The 22,714-nt window shown below is 50.3% G+C and carries 25 protein-coding genes; 21 read left to right on the top strand and 4 right to left on the bottom strand.

Annotated features, from left to right (window positions below; genetic code table 11):
• The first annotated feature begins 20 nt into the window (after positions 1–20).
• From kdsB to HV832_RS17580, 12 genes are all read left to right on the top strand, one after another.
• Entirely contained in the window at positions 21–779 is a 759-nt protein-coding gene (gene kdsB / locus HV832_RS05215) for a 3-deoxy-manno-octulosonate cytidylyltransferase (protein ID WP_176802477.1), read from the top strand.
• A gap of 203 nt (positions 780–982) precedes the next feature.
• Positions 983–1,639: an adenylate kinase gene (gene adk, locus HV832_RS05210; protein ID WP_176802476.1), complete on the top strand. Its 657-nt coding sequence runs from the start codon at positions 983–985 to the stop codon at positions 1,637–1,639.
• A 278-nt stretch (positions 1,640–1,917) separates the two neighbouring features.
• Complete coding sequence (locus HV832_RS05205) at positions 1,918–4,104, top strand: sodium-translocating pyrophosphatase (protein ID WP_176802475.1); 2,187 nt, start codon at positions 1,918–1,920, stop codon at positions 4,102–4,104.
• A 268-nt stretch (positions 4,105–4,372) separates the two neighbouring features.
• The gene (locus HV832_RS05200) at positions 4,373–5,131 is read left to right on the top strand and encodes a 3-hydroxyacyl-CoA dehydrogenase (protein WP_176802474.1); all 759 of its coding nucleotides are present in this window, start codon (positions 4,373–4,375) and stop codon (positions 5,129–5,131) included.
• Positions 5,132–5,266: 135 nt separating this feature from the next.
• On the top strand, positions 5,267–6,451 hold the full coding sequence (locus HV832_RS05195; RefSeq protein ID WP_176802473.1) for a patatin-like phospholipase family protein: 1,185 nt from the start codon (positions 5,267–5,269) through the stop codon (positions 6,449–6,451).
• 155 nt (positions 6,452–6,606) lie between these two features.
• Positions 6,607–6,915 (top strand): ribonuclease, encoded by a 309-nt coding sequence (locus HV832_RS05190; protein ID WP_399310064.1) that lies wholly within the window; start codon positions 6,607–6,609, stop codon positions 6,913–6,915.
• Positions 6,916–6,917: 2 nt separating this feature from the next.
• Positions 6,918–7,346, top strand: coding sequence for a barstar family protein (locus HV832_RS05185; protein ID WP_176802471.1), 429 nt, complete (start codon positions 6,918–6,920; stop codon positions 7,344–7,346).
• 90 nt (positions 7,347–7,436) lie between these two features.
• The gene (gene purN, locus HV832_RS05180) at positions 7,437–8,063 is read left to right on the top strand and encodes a phosphoribosylglycinamide formyltransferase (RefSeq protein WP_176802470.1); all 627 of its coding nucleotides are present in this window, start codon (positions 7,437–7,439) and stop codon (positions 8,061–8,063) included.
• A gap of 44 nt (positions 8,064–8,107) precedes the next feature.
• Positions 8,108–9,364 carry an RsmB/NOP family class I SAM-dependent RNA methyltransferase gene (locus HV832_RS05175; protein WP_176802469.1) on the top strand — a complete coding sequence of 419 codons (1,257 nt, stop codon included), beginning with the start codon at positions 8,108–8,110 and terminating at the stop codon, positions 9,362–9,364.
• A 72-nt stretch (positions 9,365–9,436) separates the two neighbouring features.
• Positions 9,437–10,777: a mechanosensitive ion channel family protein gene (locus tag HV832_RS05170; protein ID WP_176802468.1), complete on the top strand. Its 1,341-nt coding sequence runs from the start codon at positions 9,437–9,439 to the stop codon at positions 10,775–10,777.
• Between the two features lie 120 nt (positions 10,778–10,897).
• Entirely contained in the window at positions 10,898–12,100 is a 1,203-nt protein-coding gene (locus tag HV832_RS05165) for a DesA family fatty acid desaturase (RefSeq protein ID WP_223827140.1), read from the top strand.
• Entirely contained in the window at positions 12,101–12,196 is a 96-nt protein-coding gene (locus tag HV832_RS17580; RefSeq protein ID WP_425330329.1) for a DesA/ISL3 alpha bundle tail domain-containing protein, read from the top strand.
• Positions 12,197–12,394: 198 nt separating this feature from the next.
• On the opposite strand, the gene rpmG is transcribed toward HV832_RS17580, so the two are convergent.
• The 3 genes from rpmG to radC form a co-directional block, all read right to left on the bottom strand.
• Positions 12,395–12,562, bottom strand: a complete 168-nt coding sequence (gene rpmG / locus HV832_RS05160; protein WP_110257750.1) for a 50S ribosomal protein L33 — start codon at positions 12,560–12,562, stop codon at positions 12,395–12,397.
• A 25-nt stretch (positions 12,563–12,587) separates the two neighbouring features.
• A complete protein-coding gene (gene rpmB / locus HV832_RS05155; protein ID WP_162021243.1) occupies positions 12,588–12,824 on the bottom strand; it encodes a 50S ribosomal protein L28 in 237 nt (78 codons plus the stop codon).
• Between the two features lie 125 nt (positions 12,825–12,949).
• Complete coding sequence (radC, locus tag HV832_RS05150) at positions 12,950–13,624, bottom strand: RadC family protein (RefSeq protein WP_176802467.1); 675 nt, start codon at positions 13,622–13,624, stop codon at positions 12,950–12,952.
• A 94-nt stretch (positions 13,625–13,718) separates the two neighbouring features.
• Between radC and HV832_RS05145 the strand changes: the two genes are divergently transcribed.
• From HV832_RS05145 to HV832_RS05120, 6 genes are all read left to right on the top strand, one after another.
• Positions 13,719–14,174: an FKBP-type peptidyl-prolyl cis-trans isomerase gene (locus HV832_RS05145; RefSeq protein ID WP_176802466.1), complete on the top strand. Its 456-nt coding sequence runs from the start codon at positions 13,719–13,721 to the stop codon at positions 14,172–14,174.
• A 3-nt stretch (positions 14,175–14,177) separates the two neighbouring features.
• A complete protein-coding gene (gene ispH, locus HV832_RS05140; RefSeq protein ID WP_176802465.1) occupies positions 14,178–15,110 on the top strand; it encodes a 4-hydroxy-3-methylbut-2-enyl diphosphate reductase in 933 nt (310 codons plus the stop codon).
• 521 nt (positions 15,111–15,631) lie between these two features.
• Positions 15,632–16,561, top strand: coding sequence for a branched-chain amino acid ABC transporter permease (locus tag HV832_RS05135; RefSeq protein WP_176802464.1), 930 nt, complete (start codon positions 15,632–15,634; stop codon positions 16,559–16,561).
• Between the two features lie 11 nt (positions 16,562–16,572).
• Positions 16,573–17,754, top strand: coding sequence for an ABC transporter permease subunit (locus HV832_RS05130; RefSeq protein WP_176802463.1), 1,182 nt, complete (start codon positions 16,573–16,575; stop codon positions 17,752–17,754).
• A gap of 11 nt (positions 17,755–17,765) precedes the next feature.
• Positions 17,766–18,536, top strand: a complete 771-nt coding sequence (locus tag HV832_RS05125; RefSeq protein ID WP_176802462.1) for an ABC transporter ATP-binding protein — start codon at positions 17,766–17,768, stop codon at positions 18,534–18,536.
• Positions 18,536–19,261 (top strand): ABC transporter ATP-binding protein, encoded by a 726-nt coding sequence (locus HV832_RS05120; RefSeq protein ID WP_176802461.1) that lies wholly within the window; start codon positions 18,536–18,538, stop codon positions 19,259–19,261. The genes HV832_RS05125 and HV832_RS05120 overlap by 1 nt, the downstream gene beginning before the upstream one ends.
• Positions 19,262–19,396: 135 nt before the next feature.
• Here HV832_RS05120 and HV832_RS05115 read toward each other — a convergent pair whose 3' ends face one another.
• Positions 19,397–19,966: a phasin family protein gene (locus HV832_RS05115; RefSeq protein ID WP_176802460.1), complete on the bottom strand. Its 570-nt coding sequence runs from the start codon at positions 19,964–19,966 to the stop codon at positions 19,397–19,399.
• Between the two features lie 329 nt (positions 19,967–20,295).
• On the opposite strand from HV832_RS05115, the gene HV832_RS05110 reads away from it, so the two are divergent.
• The 3 genes from HV832_RS05110 (at position 20,296) to pbpG (ending at position 22,582) form a co-directional block, all read left to right on the top strand.
• Complete coding sequence (locus tag HV832_RS05110) at positions 20,296–20,736, top strand: acyl-CoA thioesterase (protein WP_176802459.1); 441 nt, start codon at positions 20,296–20,298, stop codon at positions 20,734–20,736.
• Positions 20,733–21,428 (top strand): nitroreductase, encoded by a 696-nt coding sequence (locus tag HV832_RS05105; protein ID WP_176802458.1) that lies wholly within the window; start codon positions 20,733–20,735, stop codon positions 21,426–21,428. The genes HV832_RS05110 and HV832_RS05105 overlap by 4 nt, the downstream gene beginning before the upstream one ends.
• Before the next feature lie 104 nt (positions 21,429–21,532).
• Positions 21,533–22,582 (top strand): D-alanyl-D-alanine endopeptidase, encoded by a 1,050-nt coding sequence (gene pbpG / locus HV832_RS05100; protein ID WP_176802457.1) that lies wholly within the window; start codon positions 21,533–21,535, stop codon positions 22,580–22,582.
• The last annotated feature ends 132 nt before the right edge of the window (positions 22,583–22,714 follow it).

Here is a 22,714-nt window from a genome sequence, read left to right as displayed (position 1 = left end):
CCGATATACCGGATCACCGTATGAGTTTTATTGCGATTATTCCTGCCCGCCTTGCATCGAGTCGTTTGCCCGATAAACCGCTTGCTGATCTGGAAGGAAAACCCATGGTGGTGCGCACAGCGGAGCGTGCGCTGGCATCGGGCGCAAGGGAAGTCGTGGTTGCGACGGATCATGCCGACATTGTGGTGGCGTGTGAAGCCTTTGGTATCCCGGTTTGCCTGACCCGCGCGGATCATCCGTCCGGCACAGACCGGATTGCAGAAGTGGCTGCCCGTATGGAGTTGCCGGCAGATGCCGTGATTGTGAATGTGCAGGGCGATGAACCGCTGATTGATCCTGATCTGATCGCTGCCACGGCAGCACTGATCAATGCCGCCACGCCGATGGCAACTGCCGCGCATCCGTTGCATGAGGCGCCTGATGTGTTTAATCCGAACGTGGTGAAAGTGGTGCTGGACAAGATGCAACGTGCACTGTATTTTTCCCGTGCCACGATTCCCTGGCACCGTGATGCTTTCGCGCAGCAGCGGGATCAGTTGCCTGCCGGATATCGGCCTTTGCGCCATATCGGGTTGTATGCCTATCGCAACGATTTCCTGCAAATGTATCCACAGCTACCCGTGTCGCCCTTGGAGCAGATTGAAGCGCTGGAGCAACTTCGCGTGTTGTGGCATGGCTATCCGATTGCCGTGCATGTGACGGCAACAGCACCTGCGCCTGGCGTCGATACACCGGAAGATCTGCTGAGAGTACGCCGGATTTTTCAGCAAATGCGCTAAAAAATTAACGAACTTAGTCACGAATTGATGCCAAAGCGTCAGGAATAAAGAAATTTGTGGTAAGTTTCGTGAAAAGAAACTGTGTTATTACTACCAGAAGAAAAACAATTCCGCGTAGTCATGCACCCAAACAGGCTGGAAAGATTCTGCTTGCACCACGGTGCCGGCACACAAATAAATTCAAACTCGTCTTAGGAACTAAAATGCGTCTTATTTTGTTGGGAGCACCGGGGGCTGGCAAGGGCACTCAAGCGAATTACATTAAAGAAAAATTCAATATTCCTCAAATTTCCACCGGCGATATGCTGCGTGCCGCGGTCAAGGCAGGCACACCTCTGGGTCTGGAGGCGAAAAAAGTCATGGATGCCGGCGGACTGGTTTCCGATGACATCATTATCGGCTTGGTCAAGGACCGCCTGAAACAAGCTGATTGTGCAAACGGTTATTTGTTTGATGGTTTTCCACGAACCATTCCTCAGGCGGATGCCATGAAGGAAGCCGGCGTGGCGATTGACTATGTGCTGGAGATCGACGTGCCGGATGAGGCGATCATTGATCGTATGAGCGGGCGGCGTGTTCATCCTGCTTCTGGCCGTACTTATCATGTGAAATACAATCCGCCAAAAACAGCTGGTAAAGATGATGTTACCGGTGAGGAACTGATTCAGCGCGATGACGACCAGGAAGAAACCGTCAAAAAGCGCCTCGCTGTTTACCATGAGCAAACCGAGGTGCTGGTTGGCTACTACGGTAACTGGGCGAAATCAGGTCAGCCGGGAGCGCCGAAATATCGCAAGATTGCCGGTGTCGGTGCCGTGGAGGCAATACGCGACAATGCATTTGCTGCATTGAGCGAGTAAAAAAAAGCGGACTGATGTCCGCTTTTTTTTATTTCCTTATCTGGTAAAAATCAGAACTCCTGCATCTTCAGGATGATCAGATTGCGAATACGGTGTACAGGTTTCAGCAGTATCTGAATTGCATGCAAATGGTATGTATACGGAACTCATGTCATGGACAAGGTGGGCTGAGTTCTGGTGGTTATTGCAAACAATGTTCTTGCTGTGCTTTGTCGTTTGTCGTCATCAGACCGGACTTACTCATAAGGTGAGCCGGTAATAATCATGGAGGAGTCAATATGGTAGCGAGTCTCTGGTTTGTCATCGCCTGTGGCATCATTGCAGTCATCTACGGTCTGATATCGCGCAGTTGGATCTTGCGGCAGGATGCGGGTAATCCCCGCATGCAGGAAATTGCTGCGGGGATACAGCAGGGCGCGGCGGCTTATCTGGCGCGGCAGTATCGCACTATTGCGTTGGTCGGTGTGATTCTCTTTGTTGTGATTGCTGCGATGCCCGGACTTGGCATGATCACGGCGAGCGGGTTTCTGGTCGGCGCTGTGCTGTCCGGAGCCTGTGGTTTTATCGGTATGAATGTCTCGGTCCGGGCCAATGTCCGTACCGCACAGGCCGCCACCAAAGGTATGAATGAGGCGCTGGATGTGGCTTTTCGCGGCGGTGCTATTACCGGGATGCTGGTGGTCGGACTCGGATTACTGGGAGTGACCATTTTTTATGCGGTGCTGATCACTTCCGCACCGCATGGCATGGGACTGACAATCAGCCAGCATGATGTAATCAAACCGCTCATCGGGCTCGCGTTTGGCGCTTCCCTGATTTCAATTTTTGCCCGTCTCGGTGGCGGTATTTTTACCAAAGGTGCGGACGTCGGCGCAGATCTGGTCGGTAAAGTGGAAGCTGGAATTCCCGAAGATGATCCACGCAATCCGGCGGTGATTGCTGACAACGTGGGCGACAATGTCGGTGATTGCGCCGGAATGGCGGCCGATTTGTTTGAAACTTATGTGGTGACGCTGATTGCCACCATGCTGCTCGGCGCATTGGTTGTGACCGGAGCAGTGACAGAAGCGATTCTGTATCCGCTGCTGCTCGGCGCGGTGTCTATCCTTGCGTCGATTGTCGGTTGCTCGGCAGTTAAGGCAAAGCCCGGCAAGAAAATCATGTCTGCCTTGTACACCGGTTTGTGGTGGGCGGCTGGCTTATCCCTGATTGGTTTTGCCGTCGTAACCTGGATGGTGTGGCAGGACGATGCGATGCGCTGGAAAATGCTCGGTGCAACGGTAGTTGGTATCGTTCTCACCGGCCTGATGGTATATATCACAGAATATTACACCGGCACCGATTTCAAGCCAGTCCGTCATGTCGCGGAGGCGTCTACGACAGGCCACGGAACAAACATCATTGCAGGTCTTGGCGTGTCGATGAAATCAACAGCATGGCCGGTGCTGGCCGTCTGCGCAGCGATTCTGATTGCATTTTCTTTGGCGGGTCTGTACGGCATTGCGATTGCTGCCACCGCTATGTTGTCTATGGCCGGCATTGTGGTGGCGCTGGATGCTTATGGACCGATTACCGACAATGCGGGCGGCATCGCTGAGATGTCAGAGATGCCGGCTTCCGTGCGCGCAATTACTGATCCGCTGGATGCGGTCGGCAATACGACAAAAGCCGTCACCAAAGGCTATGCGATCGGCTCTGCCGGTCTTGCATCGCTGGTTTTATTTGCCGATTACACGCATGCTCTCGAATCCGTCGGGCAATCGACCGCGTTCAGCCTGTCGGATCCGAAGGTGATCGTCGGCTTGTTTATCGGTGGCCTGATTCCTTACCTGTTTGGTGCCATGGCAATGGAAGCGGTGGGACGGGCGGCCGGAGCGGTGGTGATTGAAGTGCGCCGGCAGTTTAAAGAAATCAAAGGCATCATGGATGGCAGCGGTAAGCCGGAATACGATAAAGCGGTCGATATGCTGACCAGTTCAGCGATCCGCGAAATGATTCTGCCGTCATTATTGCCAGTGATTGTTCCGGTGCTGGTCGGTTTGTTGCTTGGGTCGGCAGCATTGGGCGGCTTGCTGATGGGAACAATTGTGACGGGTTTGTTTGTTGCAATCTCAATGACCACCGGCGGCGGTGCCTGGGATAATGCCAAGAAATACATCGAGGATGGACATTATGGCGGCAAGGGATCAGACGCACATAAAGCGGCTGTCACGGGGGATACCGTGGGTGATCCATATAAAGACACGGCAGGTCCGGCGGTGAATCCTTTAATTAAAATTATTAATATCGTGGCGCTGCTACTGGTCCCCTTGCTGCCGACGGTAAATGTAGTTGCACATGGGGACAACGGCCCGGTCATGCAGGCTGCGCCTATCGTTCGCCCGGTGCCTGAGCCGGCAGCAGGGCCAGCAGTTAGCCAACCAGCTGCAGCAGCATCGGCAGCGAGTGCGCCAGCCGCTAAGTAGTTCGCTTTTTCCGGTAATCTTTGAAAAAATGACCATTCGCTGAATGGTCATTTTTTTTGTATCTAAAATTTCTGAGTTGGGCCGTGTTTTAAAGTGACGTTTACGTTAACGTTAATTTGAGTCAGAATGATGAAATTGGTTGAATTGGCTGAATTTGGTGCTTAGCAGACCAACATCTGATTGCGCTGTACAGCCAGGTGCTTTATCTGTGGTTTTTTTAAACTTTGTATTGCCATATAAACATTAACTAAAAACGGGAAGAAACAATATGCAAATCCAGAACGGCGTATTTATTATTACTGGCGGTGCCTCAGGCTTGGGAGCCGCGACCGCAAAAATGCTGGCAGCGAACGGCGGTAAAGTTGTGCTGGCAGATGTGCAGGTCGAAGCAGGTGAGGCGCTGGCAAAAGAGCTGGGCGGTCAGTTTGTGAAGTGTGATGTGACTTCTGAGGCCGATGGTAAAGCCGTGGTCGAGGCCGCAACGGCACTTGGTACCGTCCGTGGCCTGATCAATTGCGCAGGTGTGGCGCCTGCCGTCAAAACCGTCGGTAAAGATGGTCCGCATCCACTGGATGTATTTCAGCGTGTGGTTAACATCAATCTGGTCGGGACTTTCAATATGTGCCGTCTGGCTGCTGATGCCATGGCAAAAACGGAAGCAAACGTTCAGGGAGAGCGGGGCGTTATTATTAATACTGCTTCTGTCGCTGCTTATGACGGACAGATCGGGCAGGCTGCGTATGCATCTTCCAAGGCAGCAGTGGTTGGCCTCACTTTGCCGATGGCGCGCGACCTGTCCCGCAGCGGCATTCGCGTAATGACGATTGCGCCGGGTATTTTTGAAACACCGATGCTGCTCGGTATGCCACAGGAAGTACAAGATGCCCTGGGGAAAATGGTACCGTTCCCGCCACGCCTGGGCAAACCGGAAGAATACGCCCATTTGTCTAAAACCATCATCGAAAACGTCATGATGAACGGTGAAACAATCCGGCTGGATGGCGCTATCCGCATGCAGCCAAAATAAATACGGCAAATTGATGGCGGATTGTTGTTTTTGCAGTCCGCTGCCGCTATTGAGCTGTGCTGCAACATGACAAGCCGGTAGCAGGCTAATACACTAGGGCAAATTTCGATTTGCCCTATTTTTTCTTGGACTCCAATGCGTGATCATGCGGGAACAGGCCTGATACTGACTGGTGGTGGGGCGCGTGCCGCTTATCAGGTCGGTGTGATTGATGAGATTGCACGGATTCTCAGAGATAATGGCTGGCCGGCGCAAGACAATCCGTTTGGCATTATTTGCGGAACATCGGCTGGTGCCATTAATGCCACCGCACTGGCATGCCGGGCGGATAATTTTGCCGAAGCCATTTCTGCCGTACTGCATATCTGGGAAAATTTTCAGGCAGCGCAGGTTTACCGTGCCGATTCTCTTGGCGTCATCCGCAGTGGCGCCCGCTGGCTGACTTTATGGTCGTTTGGCTGGTTGTTGAATAAATGGCGTAAGGCACCGCCTAATTCTCTGCTGGACTGTTCGCCGCTGGAAGCCTTACTGAACGGAATGCTGGATTTTCAGCGGCTGGACACGGTATTACGGGCCGGGCACCTGCGTGCGCTGGCGGTGACAGCATCTTCCTATACAACCAGCCAGCATCTGACCTTCTATCAGACGCTGGCGCAGATTGAACCCTGGATCCGAAGCCAGAGACTGGCGCAGCGTGACTATATCACTGTGCCGCATCTGATGGCATCGGCAGCGATTCCGTTTGTGTTCCCAGCAGTGCCGCTGAATTGGGGAGGGCAGCTGGAGTATTGTGGCGATGGTTCTATGCGTCAGTTGGCACCGATCTCACCGGCTATTCACCTTGGTGCGCGCAAGGTGCTGATTATCGGCGCCGGACGCCTTACCGAGCCGCCAGTGATCAATCGTGACGTCGCCCGTTACCCGAGTCTGGCGCAGATTGCCGGACATGCCTTGTCCAGTATCTTTCTCGACAGTCTCGCCGTCGATATTGAACGGCTGACCCGCATCAATAAAACTTTATCGATGCTGCCACCGCCTTTATTGGAAAAAACACCGTTACGACCGGTGGAGCTATTGGTGATCGCTCCCTCGGAACGCTTAGATGAAATTGCCAGCCGCCACATACAGAGCCTGCCCTTACCAGTCCGGACCATGCTCGGAGGAATTGGCGCAACGGAGGCCAGAGGGTCTGCCCTGGCTTCTTATCTTTTATTTGAATCGAGCTATACCAGAGAGTTGATCGCTCTGGGACGCAGCGACACGCGACAGCGGGAGAAAGATGTGTTGCAATTTTTTAACTGTCAAGAGGTACATGTCTGAAAAACGGCATCGAGGTCAATTTGACATATTGCCCTGATACTGCCAAAAGGCTAATCTCTGTTCTTAAAATCTATTGAAATTCATTTAAATCAATGAAAAATACGCAATTTATACGGCAGTGGATAATGTTTCTGATGATTACATTGCTTGCTTCGATGGCATTTGCAAAAGATAATATCGGAATTGTCCCCGCGAACGAGCTTCCGCAGGAAGCGCAAACCACGTTAGTACTCATCAAGCACGGCGGTCCTTTTCCCTATGAAAAAGATGGTGTCGTTTTTGGCAATTATGAGTCCAGGCTTCCTAAGCAAAAGCGTGGGTATTATCACGAATATACCGTTAAGACACCGCGTGCCCGTAACCGCGGCCCTCGTCGCATCATTGCCGGCGGCGTGCCGGAGAGTTCGGGCGAATACTATTACACAGATGACCACTACGAAAGTTTTCGTCGTATCAAAGAATAATTATGATCTCATCGAGTGAGGAAGAGAAAGAGCCGGGTTTGCTGGAAACGGTTGCGCCGAATGTGGTGCAATCAATCCGGGCTTTCCGTGTTCTGGATTTGCAATCAGAAGCTGCGCATTTGGAGCAGCACTTTTTGTATGCGTATTGCCTGGAAGCGACTACTAAACAGCAGGTGCTGGGAAAAATAGCTGCTTCTTTCGGCTTCCCGAAATATTTTGGTAAAAATTTCGATGCATTATCCGATTGCCTGACCGATATGATCTACAAAGCAGGTCCGCAGCCCGGTTTCGTGATTGTTCTGGAACAATTGCCCAATACACCTAAATTTGACAAAGAAGCGCGAGAAACCTTGCTGGATGTATTCCGTGACGCAGCAGATTTCTGGGCAGAAAAGAAAGTTGCCTTCAGAGTTTTTTATTCATTTGAATAAATCCTGGCCCAGTACCGCTGCCTGTATGCCGGTGCTGATCACCGGCATTTTTATTTGGGGCTTCCTGCCTTACAGCGTTACAATGCCGCCATGAAAAAGATCGTTATCCTGATTTCTGGCCGCGGTAGTAACATGCAGGCCATCGTCGAGGCCTGCCAGGCTGAACAATGGCCAGCACAGATTGCCGCGATTATCAGCAATAAAGCCGACGCCAGCGGCCTTGTCTATGCGGCGAGCCGGGGCATACCAACTGCCGTGGTTCCCAGTAAGGCATATACGGAACGGAGCACATTTGATCGGGCATTACTTGAGCAGATCGACCAGTATTCCCCGGACTTGGTCGTACTGGCCGGTTTCATGCGGATTCTGACACCTGAATTCGTGGGACACTATGCAGGGCGAATGCTGAACATTCATCCCTCGTTGCTCCCCAGTTTTGTCGGCCTGGCAACGCACCGTCAGGCGCTGGAGGCAGGGGTTAAGGTGCACGGGGCGACAGTGCATTTTGTGACCGCTGAACTTGACCACGGCCCGATTGTCGCACAGGCCGTGGTTCCGGTTTTTTCGGGGGATACCGAAGACAGCCTGGCGCACAGGGTGCTGGAACAGGAACATCGCTTATATCCGCAAGCCGTACGCCAGTTTGTGGAAAATAAAATCAGCATTATTGGCAATACGGTCCACATCAGCGAGCCCGAATCCGCCAATATGCGCTAATCACCAGGGTCAGATTTGACCTGTCAGGAATTGAAGGAAACAGAATGAGATTACCTCCCGCCATCATTGGTCATGCAGAAGAAGTTTTGCGTGAAATTTTACGTTTTACCGCACCAGCAGATGGCACATTGTCCCGCTATTTCCGGGAACATCCCCGGCTTGGTTCCCGTGAGCGTGGTGTGATCGCAGAAGCGATCTATGGCTTATTGAGAAACAAGTCGGTCTACACCAGCTTTGCCGAATCAGGGTCTGGTTCTGCCATGCGCAGACTGACTTTGCTGGGACTGGCAGACGCCGTGGGTGTTGACTCACTCGGCGGATTAAGTGAAGACGAAACCGCATGGCTGACCAGGGTCATGCAGATTGACCGCTCTCATTTACCCTTGTTGATGAAAGCGAATCTTCCGGAGTGGCTGTGGACAAAACTCTGCACCCAGTTCGGCGAGGCAGGAGCGCTGACGCTGGCAGAATCCATGAATACGCCGGCAGCCCTTGATCTGCGGGTGAATTCGCTCAAGAGTGACCGCGAGACGGTCGCCCAGACATTGGCTGAAGCACCGATCATCACTGAACCGACACCTTATGCCAGCACTGGTTTGCGTGTCCGTAAAAAGCCGTCGATACAGAATTTGCCTTTGTTCAAGGATGGGACGATTGAAGTACAGGATGAGGGTAGTCAGTTACTCTCGCAACTGGTCGGTGCGCGTCGTGGTGAAATGGTGGCTGATTTTTGTGCCGGAGCAGGCGGTAAGACCCTTGCACTGGGCGCCATCATGCGTAACACCGGCAGATTGTATGCATTTGATGTGTCGGAAAAGCGTCTGGCAAAGCTGAAGCCGAGACTGGCGCGCAGCGGTTTATCCAATGTGCATCCGGTCGTCATTGCGCATGAAAAAGACGCCAAAATCAAGCGTCTGGTTGCCAAGCTGGACCGGGTCCTTGTGGATGCCCCTTGCAGTGGCCTGGGGACATTGCGTCGTAATCCTGATGTGAAATGGCGCCAGACTCCGGAAGGTGTTGCTCAGCTGAACCAGAAACAGAGTTCTATTCTCGACAGTGCCTCCCGCATGGTGAAGCCGGGCGGACGCCTGGTGTATGCCACCTGTAGTATTCTGGATGAGGAAAATGAAGGAATCGTTGATACGTTCTTGAAGACACATCCTGAATTCTCTCTGGTACCGGTTTCCCGTGTTCTGGAAGAGCAGAAAATCCAGCTGGAGATGGGAGACTACCTGAAGCTGTATCCGCATATTCATCAGACCGATGGTTTTTTTGCTGCGGTGCTGGAACGCCAGAAGTAATACCGTCATTCAGGATCAGCGTTCCGGATTACCGCAAGTGCTGATCTTTTCTGTTTCATGTAACGACTTTCCATGAATAGTTCATTACTCGCCAACTTGTTGTCCGATCTGGCCCTTGATTTTCGGGAGCCGCAATTTTTATGGCAGGTCGGCACAGTTGCAGTGTGCCTTTGTCTGGCATGGTTGTTTGCCAGATTTCTGCGTCAGATTTTTGCCCGGAGTGAGCCTGGTTCTTCGGTTGTCCGGCTCGGGGCGGAAAGTTTTGGCCGGGTGTTGCAGCCCGCGCTGAGTGTCCTGTTCCTGATGATCGGCAAGTGGATGCTGGGACGCTGGCAGCATACGCATTTGCTGACACTGCTGTTCCCCATCATCGGCTCACTTGCACTGATTCGTTTTGGATTTTATGTGGTGCGCCGTACTTTTGCGCGGGATGGTGACATCGGGAAATTTCTGGCGTTATTTGAAAAACTGTTTGCCGGACTAGTCTGGCTGGGTGTTGTTTTGCATTTCACGGGGCTGTGGCCGGATTTGCTGGACGCATTAGACAGTGTGGTGTTGCCGGTCGGTAAAAATAAAATTACGGTACTGAGTATTCTGCAGGCATGTATCTCCGTGGCACTGACCATGGTGATTGCATTGTGGGCCAGCGCTGCGCTCGAAACCCGCCTGATGCAATTGCCTACTGCACACATGTCGCTCAAAGTGGTGCTTTCGAGAGTAGGCCGTGCGTTGCTGATTCTGCTGGCCTTATTGATCAGCCTCACCATAGTGGGTATTGATCTTACTGTATTGTCTGTTTTTGGTGGCGCATTGGGCGTGGGACTTGGGTTTGGTTTGCAGAAAATTGCCAGCAGTTATGTGTCCGGCTTTATTATTCTGCTCGACAGAAGTATGTCTATCGGCGATTTGATTGCAGTCGACAAATTCAGCGGCAAAGTTACTCAGATTAATACCCGCTATACTGTTTTGCAGGGACTGGATGGCGCCGAGTCGGTGATCCCGAATGAGGTGCTGGTCTCTTCACCGGTACAGAATTACTCGCTCACCAATCGCAGCGTGGCAATGTCAACGGATGTGACGGTGTCTTACCGTACGGATCTGGAAGCATTGTTGCCTTTACTTGAATCGACTGTCGCCAATGTACCCAGGGTGGCGCAGGAGCCGGCACCTGCTGCTTATCTGATGAAATTCGGTGCTGACGGGCTGGAATTGCGGGTCGGATTCTGGATTGCTGACCCTGAAAATGGCCGTACCAATGTGTTGTCGGCCGTGAATCGCGCATTATGGAGCGCTTTACAGATGCATCACATTAATTTGCCTTTCCCGCAGAGAGTCGTCACGTTTGCCAGAGCGCCTGCCAGTGTACCGGGTCAGTCTGTACCTGATGACGGTGATGCAGGAAATTGCAGATAAATTGAGGAAGTAAGGTACAAAAACGCGTACAATGCGTCCCCATATCTTTATCTGTTCTGAGACAGTTAACTTTGCAATATAAGTTACAAAGCGAACATTAATAATGGAGTACATGTCATTTTGAGCACATTTGTTGAAACTGTAATTGATTTTCTGTCCAATGGCCTTACTCGTGCCAGTGGATGGCAGGTATTTATTTTTACAATGGTCGTGACACATATCACGATTGCCAGCGTGACGATTTTCCTGCATCGCTGTCAGGCGCACCGCGCGCTGGAGCTGCATGCAATCCCCAGCCATTTTTTCCGTTTATGGTTGTGGCTGACTACGGGCCAGGTAACCAAGGAATGGGCATCCATTCATCGCAAGCATCATGCAAAATGCGAAACTGAAGAAGACCCGCACAGCCCGCAGACACGCGGTATTAAAAAAGTGTTGCTGGAAGGTGCCGAACTCTATCGCGCGGAATCCAAAAACCTGGAAACCATGCAGAAATATGGACACGGAACACCGGACGACTGGATTGAGCGCAATGTGTATACCCGTTTTAGCTGGGCCGGCATTTTACTGATGTTTATCGTTGATTTTTTATTGTTCGGTGTTATCGGCATCACGGTCTGGGCAGTCCAGATGATCTGGATTCCGGTGACCGCAGCGGGCGTCATCAATGGCATCGGTCACTATTGGGGTTATCGTAACTATGACTGTGTTGACGCTTCTACCAACATTTTCCCGATTGGTATCCTGATCGGCGGTGAAGAATTGCATAATAATCACCATACATTTGGTACATCGGCCAAATTATCCTCCAAATGGTATGAGTTTGATATTGGCTGGATGTATATCCGCATTATGGAAATAGTCGGTTGGGCAAAAGTCAAAAAGCTGGCACCGGAGCCGAAATTTGCAGATAACAAAGCGGTGATTGATATGGATACTTTGCAGGCAGTGATCACGCATCGTTACGATGTCATGGCAAAATATACAAAATCTTTACGCCGTACCTGGCGTCATGAAGTCGCGATGTTGCGTGAAAAAGCCCAGTTTGGGGCAGCGCATTTAAAGCTCACCAAGAAACTCTTGCAGCGCGAACCGAACAAACTGGAAGCACCACAGCAGCAGCAGTTGTCTGAAGTGCTGGCGCACAGCACGGTCTTAAAGACTATGCACGACATGCGGGTGGAGCTGGGATTGATCTGGGAGCGCTCTACCGTCAGCCGTGAGCAGTTGGTGCATCAGCTGCAGGACTGGTGTTTGCGGGCAGAAGCATCGGGCATCCAGGCACTGCATGATTTTTCCCGCCGTCTACGGACGTATGCTTGATTGTGGTTTGATCGGTCAAANTGGTGTTTGCGGGCAGAAGCATCGGGCATCCAGGCACTGCATGATTTTTCCCGCCGTCTACGGACGTATGCTTGATTGTGGTTTGATCGGTCAAAATAAAAAAACGGTGCAATTGCACCGTTTTTTTATGAATAGTTCCTGCTGCGGAAATGATGCTTCGCACAAGATGTAAATAAGCGGCAATTCCCTTGGAAATTCTCGATCAATACAATTTGAATAAATAAAAAAAGCCTCGCAAAACGAGGCTTTTTTTATGTCCAAAGAAAAATCAGATTACTTGATTTTTGTTTCTTTGTAGATCACATGCTTACGTGCTTTAGGATCAAACTTCATGATCTCCATTTTTTCAGGCATCGTGCGCTTGTTTTTGGAGGTTGTGTAGAAGTGACCAGTGCCGGCAGTGGATTCCAGCTTGATTTTGTCGCGACCAGATTTAGCCATGATATTTTCCTAACAATAGTTTAGCTTAAACTTTTTCGCCGCGAGCGCGCAGGTCAGCCAAAACGGCATCGATGCCGACTTTGTCAATGACGCGCAGACCAGCGTTAGACAAACGCAGAGAAACCCAACGGTTTTCTGATTCTACGAAAAAGCGACGATTTTGCAGGTTAGGCAAAAAGCGACGTTTGGTTTTGTTGTTAGCGTGGGAAACGTTGTTGCCAACCATTGGCCCTTTCCCAGTCACTTGGCAGACACGTGCCATGATTAACTCCTTAATAGTTTCCGAAATTGGAAAAAATGAGATTGTATACAAAAAATCGTGAAATATCAACGACTTGTGAAAAACAATTGTGTCTTAATTTATTTTTATATTTAACAATTTGATTTTTATACCAAACCATGCTCTGCAAGTGAATAAACATGCGGGTTTGCAATGATGAAGTGATCCAGAACCCGTATCTCAATCAATGTCAGAGCCTGTTTCAGTATCCGGGTTAGTTCGATATCTGCCTGGCTGGGTTCCGGTGTGCCGGATGGGTGATTGTGCGCAAATATGATCGCAGCGGCATTATGTTTTAAAGCAGATTTCACCACTTCCCTGGGGTAGACGCTGGCATGATTCAAGCTGCCGCGAAATAATTCTTCCGATGCGATCAGTCTGTTTTTGACATCCAGAAACAAGGCGACGAAGATTTCATGTTCTTTATTTCCAATCAGTAATTGCAGGTAATGCCTGACTGCCTGCGGAGAAGATAAGGTGGTTCCATTCTGCAATTCTTCTGCAATTGCTCTTCTGGCCAGTTCGGAAACCGCCTGCAACTGGGCATATTTGGCACTTCCCAGACCATGTATTACGGAGAACTCTGTCAGACTGGCGGAGAACATGCGGGACAGCGAGCCAAAGTGCTGGAGCATGTCGCGTCCCAGCTCGACCGCACTTTTTCCGGTCACGCCGGTGCGCAGAAAAACAGCCAGTAATTCTGCGTCAGATAATGCTGATGCGCCTGATTTAATCAGTTTTTCCCGTGGCCGCTGATCTTCCGGCCAGTCCGTAATTGCCATATTGTTCCAGTCTGTCTCTGATGAGAATCACGTTGAAATATTAAAGCTGGCTTACAATACTTGCTGTTGACATGCTATTTTCCAGCCATCCATCATGACTATTCCAGCTATACCCGTCGTTACTCCGAATGCTTACCTGACATTGCATTATCGTCTCGCCACCTTGAATGGTGAGGATATTATCAGTACTTTTAATGATAGTCCTGCAACTTTGCAAATGGGGGGCGGGCAATTGGCTCCCGAACTCGAGGCCGCATTACTGGGCCTGGCAGAGGGAACGCATTCGACACAGGAACTCTCACCTGAAAAAGCGTTTGGTGAGCGTAATCCGGAACTGATCCAGAGAGTGTCTGCCGAAACGCTGAAAGAAAACTCTGCATTCGGCGAGCAATATGTGATCGGTGATCTGGTCGATTTCACCGCGCCTTCAGGTGGCCGTTTTGCCGGTATTTTGCGCGAAATGGATGCACACGGATATGTGTTTGATTTTAATCATCCGCTGGCAGGACAAACGTTGTTGTTTGAAACAAAAATTATAGGAGTTCTGTAAGTGATGGATAAGGAAATTGTATTGGCGCAGCCCAGAGGATTTTGCGCCGGAGTTGACCGGGCCATTGAGATTGTTGAGAAAGCGCTGAAAAAATTTGGTGCGCCAATCTACGTCCGGCACGAAATCGTGCATAACGCATATGTCGTGAACGATCTCAGAGAGAAAGGTGCCGTTTTCATTGAAAATCTGGAAGACGTACCTCCCGGCAACACCTTGATTTTTTCTGCGCATGGCGTGTCTCAGGCGGTGCGTAAGGAAGCCGAGCAACGTGGTGTCCGGATTTTTGATGCGACTTGTCCGTTGGTTTCCAAAGTACATGTCGAAGTCGTGAAAATGCGCCATGAAGGTCGTGAAATCATCATGATTGGTCACGCCGGACATCCTGAAGTCGAGGGAACCATGGGACAGACGGAAGAGGGTATGTATCTGGTCGAAACGATCGCCGATGTGGCAAAGCTGGAGGTGAAAAATCCCGATTTATTAGCCTACGTGTCCCAGACTACGTTGTCTGTGGATGATACGGCAGAAATTATCGCTGCTTTGAAACAGCGTTTCCCCCTGATCAGCGAGCCTAAAAAAGGCGATATCTGCTATGCCACCACCAATCGCCAGGAGGCCGTCAAATTCATGGCGCCTCAGGTCGATCTGGTGCTGGTTATCGGCAGTCCGAACAGTTCTAATTCAAATCGTTTGCATGAGCTGGCCAGAAAAATCGGCGTTCCCGCATTCATGATTGATAACGAGACCCAAATCGATCCGACCTGGCTGAAAGATGCAGCACGTATCGGCGTCACGGCGGGTGCTTCTGCGCCGGAAGTGCTGGTGGCAGAGGTTGTGGCGCGATTGCGTGAATATGGCGCAAAAAGCGTGCGTACGCTGGAAGGGGTGGAAGAACATGTGACTTTCCCCATGCCGAAAGGATTGAGCAGCGATTGATCTGATCGTTTCGTGCCGGATACACACAATCGGTCAGGAAAGTTAACAAGTATTAAAAAACTGCATTTTCCCGAGTTTTCGATATTTTATTTTGTGGATTCGTGATTAAGATTGCGCAACTCCTTTGCTCTGCGACATCGCAGGGTCAAGAGAGGCGCAATTGCTGCGGCTTTGTGGAAAATACGTAACATCGGGTGGTTTTTTTACCACGGACTCTGTCAGATGCATCGGTATAATCCCGCCCACTTCAATGGCGAACTAAAAGAAGTCACAATATTAGAAAAACTTTTACCAAAAGTTGCAGAGGAGAACTGAAGATGTGTATGACACGCAATATTGTCACTCTCGATATGATGACGCGCCTTTTCGGATAGCAGATGACGACAACGTGAGCGGCGCCCAGACATCAGGGGGCCGTTTTTGTTATCAGGAATGATTTTTGCTGACATGTTCCGATGTTTAACCGGTATATTGAGCCGGTCAGCATAAATTTCGATTCGTTTACATAGAGAGATGCAAATATGGATACCTTTATCCAACAAATTATCAATGGACTGGTGTTGGGCAGTATGTATGCACTGGTCGCATTGGGCTACACCATGGTTTATGGTGTGCTGAATCTGATTAACTTTGCCCATGGCGATGTGCTGATGGTCGGTGCCATGGTCGGGCTGAGTATCATTAAATTATTACAGGTCGTGGCACCGGGCTTGCCGGGAATCGCCATGCTGCTGATTGCTATTCTGGGTGCAATTCCAGTCTGTATTATCGTGAATATTCTGATTGAGCGGATTGCTTACCGCCGCTTAAGGAATGCCCCACGCCTGGCGCCATTGATCACGGCGATCGGTGTGTCTATTCTGGTGCAGACGTTTGCAATGATGATCTGGGGGCGGAGTCCGATTCCTTTCCCTTCCGTGATGCCAACTGTTCCCGTACAAATCGGCGGAGCGGTGATTTCCCAGATTCAGATCTTGCTGTTGGTATTGGCGACTGCCGCCATGATTGGTCTGGTTTTACTGGTCGAAAAAACCAAGATGGGAAGAGCGATGCGTGCGACGGCTGAAAATCCGCGTGTTGCAGGGTTGATGGGCGTTGATTCCAATAAAGTCATTGTGGCCACATTTGCAATCGGTGCCGCGCTGGCTGCGATTGCCGGTGTCATGTGGGCAGCTAATTATTCCTCCGCACAGTTTGCTATGGGCTTTGTTCCGGGTCTGAAGGCGTTTTCCGCCGCAGTGCTTGGGGGGATCGGTAACATCTATGGTGCGATGGTAGGCGGGATTCTGCTCGGACTGATTGAAAGTCTGGGTGCAGGCTATATCGGCGATCTGACTGGCGGCATTCTGGGAAGTCAGTATCAGGATATTTTCGCTTTCATCGTATTGATTATTGTGCTGACATTGCGTCCATCCGGCATCATGGGTGAGCGTGTGGCTGATCGTGCTTAAGGAGAAAAGCCATGTCAACGGTATTTGATGTAAAAGCCAATCCTCAAAAAGCCTATGCCAGTTTTGCAGTGCTCGGTGTTGTACTGGTGTTATTTCCATTTGTTGCTGCTAATTTCGGTAATTCCTGGGTCCGTATCATTGACTTCGCGCTGCTGTATATCATGCTGGCGCTGGGGCTCAATATCGTGGTCGGCTTTGCCGGCCTGCTGGATCTGGGGTATATCGCGTTTTATGCTGTCGGTGCTTATCTGGCGGGTATCTTCGGCTCCCCTCAGTTTGCGACGATTCTGGAGTCGTTTGTGGATAATTATCCGACCGTCGGGAATTTTCTGGTCAGTGCTTTCGGTCCTGAAATCACACAGAAAGGTATTCACCTGTCTGTCTGGATCATCATTCCGTTTGCGGCAGCCATTGCCGGAATGTTCGGGGCTTTGCTAGGCGCACCGACGCTGAAGCTGCGTGGGGATTACCTGGCAATCGTGACACTGGGTTTCGGTGAAATTATCCGCATTTTCATGAACAACATGAACTCTCCTGTGAATATCACGAACGGTCCTCAGGGAATTAATATGATCGACCCTGTTAGCGTAATGGGGGTTTCTCTGGCCGGTGAGTCGGGCGTGGTGCATATCGGCGGTTTCAGTATGCCATCGGTCAATGCCTACTATTTCCTGTTCCTGGCACTGTGCATCCTGATAATTTTTGTTTCTACCCGACTGCAGCATTCGCGTCTGGGACGGGCATGGGTTGCTATCCGTGAAGATGAAATCGCAGCCAAAGCAATGGGTATTAATACACGGAATATCAAGCTGCTGGCATTCTCCATGGGCGCTTCTTTCGGCGGTGTTTCCGGTGCCATGTTCGGCTCGTTTCAGGGTTTCGTTTCACCGGAGTCTTTCTCTCTGATGGAGTCCATCGTGATTCTGGCAATGGTCGTGCTGGGCGGTATCGGTCATATTCCCGGAGTTGTGCTCGGCGCTATTTTGTTGGCAGCCCTTCCGGAAGTTTTGCGTCATGTCGTGGAGCCGGTTCAGATGCTGATGTTTGGCAAAATCTGGATTGAGGCGGAAGTTCTGCGTCAGTTGCTGTATGGTCTGACCATGGTGGTCGTCATGTTGAATCGTCCGGCCGGTTTGTGGCCAGCGCCCAGGCATGAAGACCGAATTACCAAAACCAACGATGCCGCAGCCTGAGGAAAACAGACATGAGTGAACAGACAATGTTGAAAATCGAGGGTGCCAATAAGCGTTTTGGTGGCTTGCAGGCACTGTCGAATGTAGGAATTGATATTAAAAAAGGTCAGATTTATGGTCTGATTGGACCAAATGGCGCTGGAAAAACCACCTTCTTTAACGTCATCACCGGTTTATATCAGCCGGATACCGGATCTTTTGAACTCGATGGCAAGCCATATTCTCCTTCCGCGCCGCACGAGGTCGCCAAGGCAGGGATTGCACGTACTTTCCAGAACATTCGCTTGTTCGGCGAAATGACCGCGTTGGAAAATGTCATGGTTGGCCGGCATATCCGTACCCACCAGGGTGTCTGGGGTGCGGTGACCAGAAATGCAGCCGCACGCAAAGAAGAAGCGGAAATCCGTAGTCGTGCGCAGGAGCTGTTGAATTTTGTCGGTATTGGCCAGTTTGCTGACCGTACTTCCAAATATCTGTCATACGGCGATCAACGTCGTCTGGAAATTGCACGCGCACTGGCCACGGATCCGAAATTGCTGGCGCTGGATGAGCCGGCAGCAGGGATGAATGCGACTGAAAAACTGGCGCTGAGGGAGTTGCTTGTCAAAATCAAGGCCGAAGGAAAAACGGTGCTTCTGATTGAACACGATGTAAAGCTGATGATGGGCTTGTGTGACCGCCTCACCGTGCTTGATTACGGTAAGCCGATTGCAGAAGGCCTGCCGGCAGATATCCAGAAAAATCCGGCAGTCATTGAAGCATACTTGGGAGGGGGTCACTAATGGCTGAGAATGTATTGAAAATCAGCAACCTGAAGGTTGCGTATGGCGGTATCAAGGCAGTCAAAGGCATTGATCTGGAAGTCAACAAAGGTGAGCTGATTACTCTCATTGGTGCTAATGGCGCAGGTAAAACCACCACCTTGAAGGCCATTACAGGAACGCTGCCAAGTTGCAAGGTGGAAGGCGACATTCTGTACATGGGAAGCTCTATTCGCGGGAGCAATTCTTTTGAACTGGTGACGCGCCATCTGGCTATGGTGCCGGAAGGCCGTGGCGTATTTACCCGCATGACGATTCACGAGAATCTGATGATGGGCGCCTACACCCGTAATGATAAAGGCGGGGTCGATGCGGATATTGATAAGTGGTACTCGGTATTTCCCCGTCTGAAAGAACGTTCTGCGCAGCTGGCGGGTACCCTCTCCGGGGGGGAGCAGCAGATGCTGGCGATGGCGCGTGCTTTGATGAGTCATCCCAATCTGTTGTTGCTCGATGAACCATCCATGGGCTTGTCGCCAATCATGGTGGAAAAAATCTTTGAAGTGGTGCGAAATGTTTCTGCGCAAGGTGTCACGATTTTGCTGGTTGAGCAGAATGCGAAACTGGCATTGCAGGCAGCGCATCGGGGTTATGTCATGGATTCTGGTGCGATTACCATGAGTGGCCAAGCCAGCGATATGTTGAATGATCCCAAAGTCCAGGCCGCATATCTGGGCGAAGCCTGACGCTATATTTGTTTCGATATTTGTTTCAATAAGTGTTCAGCCAATAAAAAAGCCCCTCATAGGGGCTTTTTTTATGTTTCTGCTACCTGGCTTGGACACTTCATGAGTGATTTGCCAGGCATTACTCTGCCAGAATTACTTCTTGGCTGCTGCGCGTGGAGTAGCTTTGGCTGTCGCCTGCGTCAGTTGATTGACTGTGTTGTTCATGTTTGCTTCGATAGCTTCAACCGCCTGTTTGGTGGTCTTGCTTAATTGCTCGTAGCCGCTGTTGGCGTTGTTCATCGCTGTCTTGAAAAAAGAAACGATCTGTTCTGTGCCGGCAGGTGCATTTTTGGACACTTCGTCGAACAGGGACTGGATTTTACGGTTATTTTCCAGGATCTGCGCTTCTGCAGCATGGGTGATTTCAGCCTGTGCTTCGGAAGCAATGGCTCCCAGGTGACGGCTGTATGCGAGGAATTTTTCCGCATTCGGCTGTGTCTGGGCGCTGCTCAATGTGAAGAATTCCTGTGGGTCTTTGGCTGCCAGCAACTGTTTGGTGTGTGCCGCAGATTCTTCCAGCGAGCTTTTGACTGCATTCAGGTTCAGCTCGATTAATTTCTCAACACCCTCAAATGCTTTGCCGCTCAGAGATGAAAACAGGGCGAGTTGTGCATCAAAATTAGCTTTAGTAGCGGCCGAAAATTGTTCTGGTACGGAAAACATAGCAATCTCCTAAAAAGAGGAAGTAAGCAAAGATGAAGCTGGTTTGTCTAATAAATAAAAGTAAATTTTTTACATTAAATTGTGCGATGCGTCATTTGTATTATATTGATTTATAAGACTAAATCAATCATTGATTGTGCGTTGCAAATTATTTTGACGCATTTAGCTGTGTCATCAGTGAAATTTAATTTTTATGAATTTACTTGAAGAAATGTAAATTTCTCCGACATCCATTGTCGGTCAGATTTATGACCGCTAAATGAATTGAATCGCTTATGTTAGACTTTTAGTCTGATTTTTTCTCTGTGGTATCTGATCCACATTTTCCGATGAAAATACAGGCAAAAAAACGGTGTGAATTTGGCTATTTTCACGACATCACGACCCGCTGGATGGATAACGATGCATATGGACACGTGAATAACGTGGTCTATTACAGCTGGTTTGACACCATCGTGAATCAGTTTTTGATCAGCAACCAGGTGCTGGATGTGGAGAAAAGTGAAGTGATCGGGCTGGTGATCGAAACGCAGTGTCATTATTTTTCCTCAGTCGCATTCCCTGAAAAGGTAGTTGCCGGAGTTGCCGTGACCCGGCTGGGAAACTCCAGTGTCCGTTATGAGGTGGGAATCTTTAAGGAAAATGAAGATATCGCTTCAGCGCAGGGGCATTTCGTTCATGTGTATGTCGATCGTAGCAGCCGTCGTCCGGTCTCGATACCTTCTGCATTACGTCAAATATTGGAATCTATACAGAGAGAGGCAGCATGATAGAAACACCGACTCAGCAATGTGTTGATCAGGTCATTACCGGGCGTCGCTCAATCCGGGCGTTTTTAAAAACGGAAATCGATACTGACGATATCCGCTCCATCCTGACGGTCGCATCGCGCGCGCCTTCGGGCAGCAACACGCAGCCCTGGAAGGTGTATGTGTTGCAAGGCGAGCGCCTGAAAACATTGTCTGATAGCATTTTGCAGGCACACCATTTGCCCCTTGCTGAGAATGGCCACCGCGAGGAATATAACTACTATCCAGTGAAGTGGGTGACGCCTTATCTGGAACGGCGGCGCAAAGTCGGATGGGATCTATATTCTTTGCTCGGGCTGGGACGGGACAATAAGCAAGGCATGCATGTCCAGCATGGCCGTAACTATGCGTTTTTTGATGCGCCTGTCGGTCTGATTTTTACGATTGATCGTGTCATGGAGCAGGGTTCCTGGCTGGATTACGGGATGTTCCTGCAGAATATTATGCTGGCGGCAAAAGCCAGAGGGCTCGATACTTGCCCTCAGGCATCATTTACCCAATATCACCAGATTATCCGCGACGAACTGATGCTGCCAGCGAATGAAATGCTGGTTTGCGGGATGGCGCTGGGTTATGCAGATATGTCGAAAATTGAAAACAGTCTGGTGACGGAGCGCGATGACCTCGCGGCTTTCGTACAGTTTTTAAGGTAAGCCGGGACTTCAATACATTGCGCTAAGTCTTTAATTCGCTTGCGATATTTCATAAATTTGCTACACTGCACTGAATTTTTTGGCACATTTTATTTGAGGAGTTGTTGAAAGTGAAATTTGCCCATCAGGCTCGCCAGGCTCTCATTGTTTCTCTGATCGCACTATTGCCCGTATTGGCGCATGCAACGGATAGTCAGCCGGCACAACATAAAAAACATATCGTCCATAAACGCGTGACCCATGTGGCGGCGAAGCCCGCCAGGCATTATGTGACGGTGAATGGTAAACGCCGGCTGGTTGCAGGTGCTGCGATTGCTGCTGTCGCGCCGATCGTGGTCGAAAAAGCCAGTGTCGGGGATACCGCTGGCTTAAAGCATACGCATGATCCTCTCGCGCTGCAGTCCAACGTAGCGTATGTGGTGGATCAGGCCAGCTCAAAAGTTTTATTCGAAAAAAATCCGGATGTCTCGTTACCGATTGCATCGATTACCAAGCTGATGACCAGTCTGGTAGTAGTGGAAGCCAATCAGGACATGAATGAGCTGATTGAGATCACTACGGACGACATTGATAAAGAAAAAGGTACAGGTTCGCGATTGAAAATCGGTGCCAAACTGTCGCGTGCCGACATGTTGCATATTGCGCTGATGAGTTCCGAAAACCGGGCAGCCTCTGCGCTTGGTCGTAATTATCCGGGCGGCTTGCCAGCGTTTGTGAGCGCCATGAATGCCAAGGCCAAACAGCTCGGTATGACGGAGACGCATTACGTTGATTCCAGTGGATTGTCCAGCCAGAACCGCGCCAGCGCTAAAGACCTGGTGCGGCTGGTGAATGCGGCTTATCAGCATCCCGTGATTCGTGAGTATTCGACTGATTCGCGGTATACGGTCAATACGGGTGGCCATCAGCTCGAATATGGAACATCGAATAAACTGGTCTCGAATCCAGCCTGGGAAATCGGCTTGCAGAAAACGGGTTACATTACTGAGGCGGGTCGTTGCCTGGTGATGCAGGCGATGATCGAGGGGCGTGCGATTGTCATGGTGTTCCTGGATTCAAAAGGCAAATATTCGCGGCTGGCCGATGCAGGTCGCATTAAGAAATGGCTGGAAACAACGACGACAGCAACGGCGAAAACGCCACCGCAAATTTAAGCATAATTATCAGTCTGTTGTGGGGGACGTGATTTCCTCTTTGCAAAACAAAAGCCGGATGATGAAATCCGGCTTTTGTTTTGGTACGCCCTTGTGCTGTCATGACTCATGTTGAAAATCCCGGTAGCTGTT

It is taken from the genome of Cognatundibacterium oligocarboniphilum, assembly GCF_013377855.1.
In the GTDB taxonomy this organism is placed as follows: domain Bacteria; phylum Pseudomonadota; class Gammaproteobacteria; order Burkholderiales; family Burkholderiaceae_D; genus Undibacterium; species Undibacterium oligocarboniphilum.
This window is presented reverse-complemented; position numbering and strand designations above follow the sequence as displayed.

What these genes read in the sequence shown, in the direction of transcription:
- HV832_RS05130 (WP_176802463.1), top strand. Translation starts at nt 16,573, where the DNA reads ATGTCAACGGTATTTGATGTAAAAGCCAATCCTCAAAAAGCCTATGCC.
- HV832_RS05120 (WP_176802461.1), top strand. Translation starts at nt 18,536, where the DNA reads ATGGCTGAGAATGTATTGAAAATCAGCAACCTGAAGGTTGCGTATGGC.
- HV832_RS05105 (WP_176802458.1), top strand. Translation starts at nt 20,733, where the DNA reads ATGATAGAAACACCGACTCAGCAATGTGTTGATCAGGTCATTACCGGG.
- HV832_RS05205 (WP_176802475.1), top strand. Translation starts at nt 1,918, where the DNA reads ATGGTAGCGAGTCTCTGGTTTGTCATCGCCTGTGGCATCATTGCAGTC.
- radC (WP_176802467.1), bottom strand. Translation starts at nt 13,624, where the DNA reads ATGGCAATTACGGACTGGCCGGAAGATCAGCGGCCACGGGAAAAACTG.
- HV832_RS05135 (WP_176802464.1), top strand. Translation starts at nt 15,632, where the DNA reads ATGGATACCTTTATCCAACAAATTATCAATGGACTGGTGTTGGGCAGT.
- kdsB (WP_176802477.1), top strand. Translation starts at nt 21, where the DNA reads ATGAGTTTTATTGCGATTATTCCTGCCCGCCTTGCATCGAGTCGTTTG.
- HV832_RS05125 (WP_176802462.1), top strand. Translation starts at nt 17,766, where the DNA reads ATGAGTGAACAGACAATGTTGAAAATCGAGGGTGCCAATAAGCGTTTT.
- purN (WP_176802470.1), top strand. Translation starts at nt 7,437, where the DNA reads ATGAAAAAGATCGTTATCCTGATTTCTGGCCGCGGTAGTAACATGCAG.
- HV832_RS05190 (WP_399310064.1), top strand. Translation starts at nt 6,607, where the DNA reads ATGGCATTTGCAAAAGATAATATCGGAATTGTCCCCGCGAACGAGCTT.
- HV832_RS05200 (WP_176802474.1), top strand. Translation starts at nt 4,373, where the DNA reads ATGCAAATCCAGAACGGCGTATTTATTATTACTGGCGGTGCCTCAGGC.
- rpmG (WP_110257750.1), bottom strand. Translation starts at nt 12,562, where the DNA reads ATGGCTAAATCTGGTCGCGACAAAATCAAGCTGGAATCCACTGCCGGC.
- ispH (WP_176802465.1), top strand. Translation starts at nt 14,178, where the DNA reads ATGGATAAGGAAATTGTATTGGCGCAGCCCAGAGGATTTTGCGCCGGA.
- HV832_RS05115 (WP_176802460.1), bottom strand. Translation starts at nt 19,966, where the DNA reads ATGTTTTCCGTACCAGAACAATTTTCGGCCGCTACTAAAGCTAATTTT.
- HV832_RS05145 (WP_176802466.1), top strand. Translation starts at nt 13,719, where the DNA reads ATGACTATTCCAGCTATACCCGTCGTTACTCCGAATGCTTACCTGACA.
- HV832_RS05110 (WP_176802459.1), top strand. Translation starts at nt 20,296, where the DNA reads ATGAAAATACAGGCAAAAAAACGGTGTGAATTTGGCTATTTTCACGAC.
- adk (WP_176802476.1), top strand. Translation starts at nt 983, where the DNA reads ATGCGTCTTATTTTGTTGGGAGCACCGGGGGCTGGCAAGGGCACTCAA.
- HV832_RS05175 (WP_176802469.1), top strand. Translation starts at nt 8,108, where the DNA reads ATGAGATTACCTCCCGCCATCATTGGTCATGCAGAAGAAGTTTTGCGT.
- HV832_RS05195 (WP_176802473.1), top strand. Translation starts at nt 5,267, where the DNA reads ATGCGTGATCATGCGGGAACAGGCCTGATACTGACTGGTGGTGGGGCG.
- rpmB (WP_162021243.1), bottom strand. Translation starts at nt 12,824, where the DNA reads ATGGCACGTGTCTGCCAAGTGACTGGGAAAGGGCCAATGGTTGGCAAC.
- HV832_RS05185 (WP_176802471.1), top strand. Translation starts at nt 6,918, where the DNA reads ATGATCTCATCGAGTGAGGAAGAGAAAGAGCCGGGTTTGCTGGAAACG.
- HV832_RS05170 (WP_176802468.1), top strand. Translation starts at nt 9,437, where the DNA reads ATGAATAGTTCATTACTCGCCAACTTGTTGTCCGATCTGGCCCTTGAT.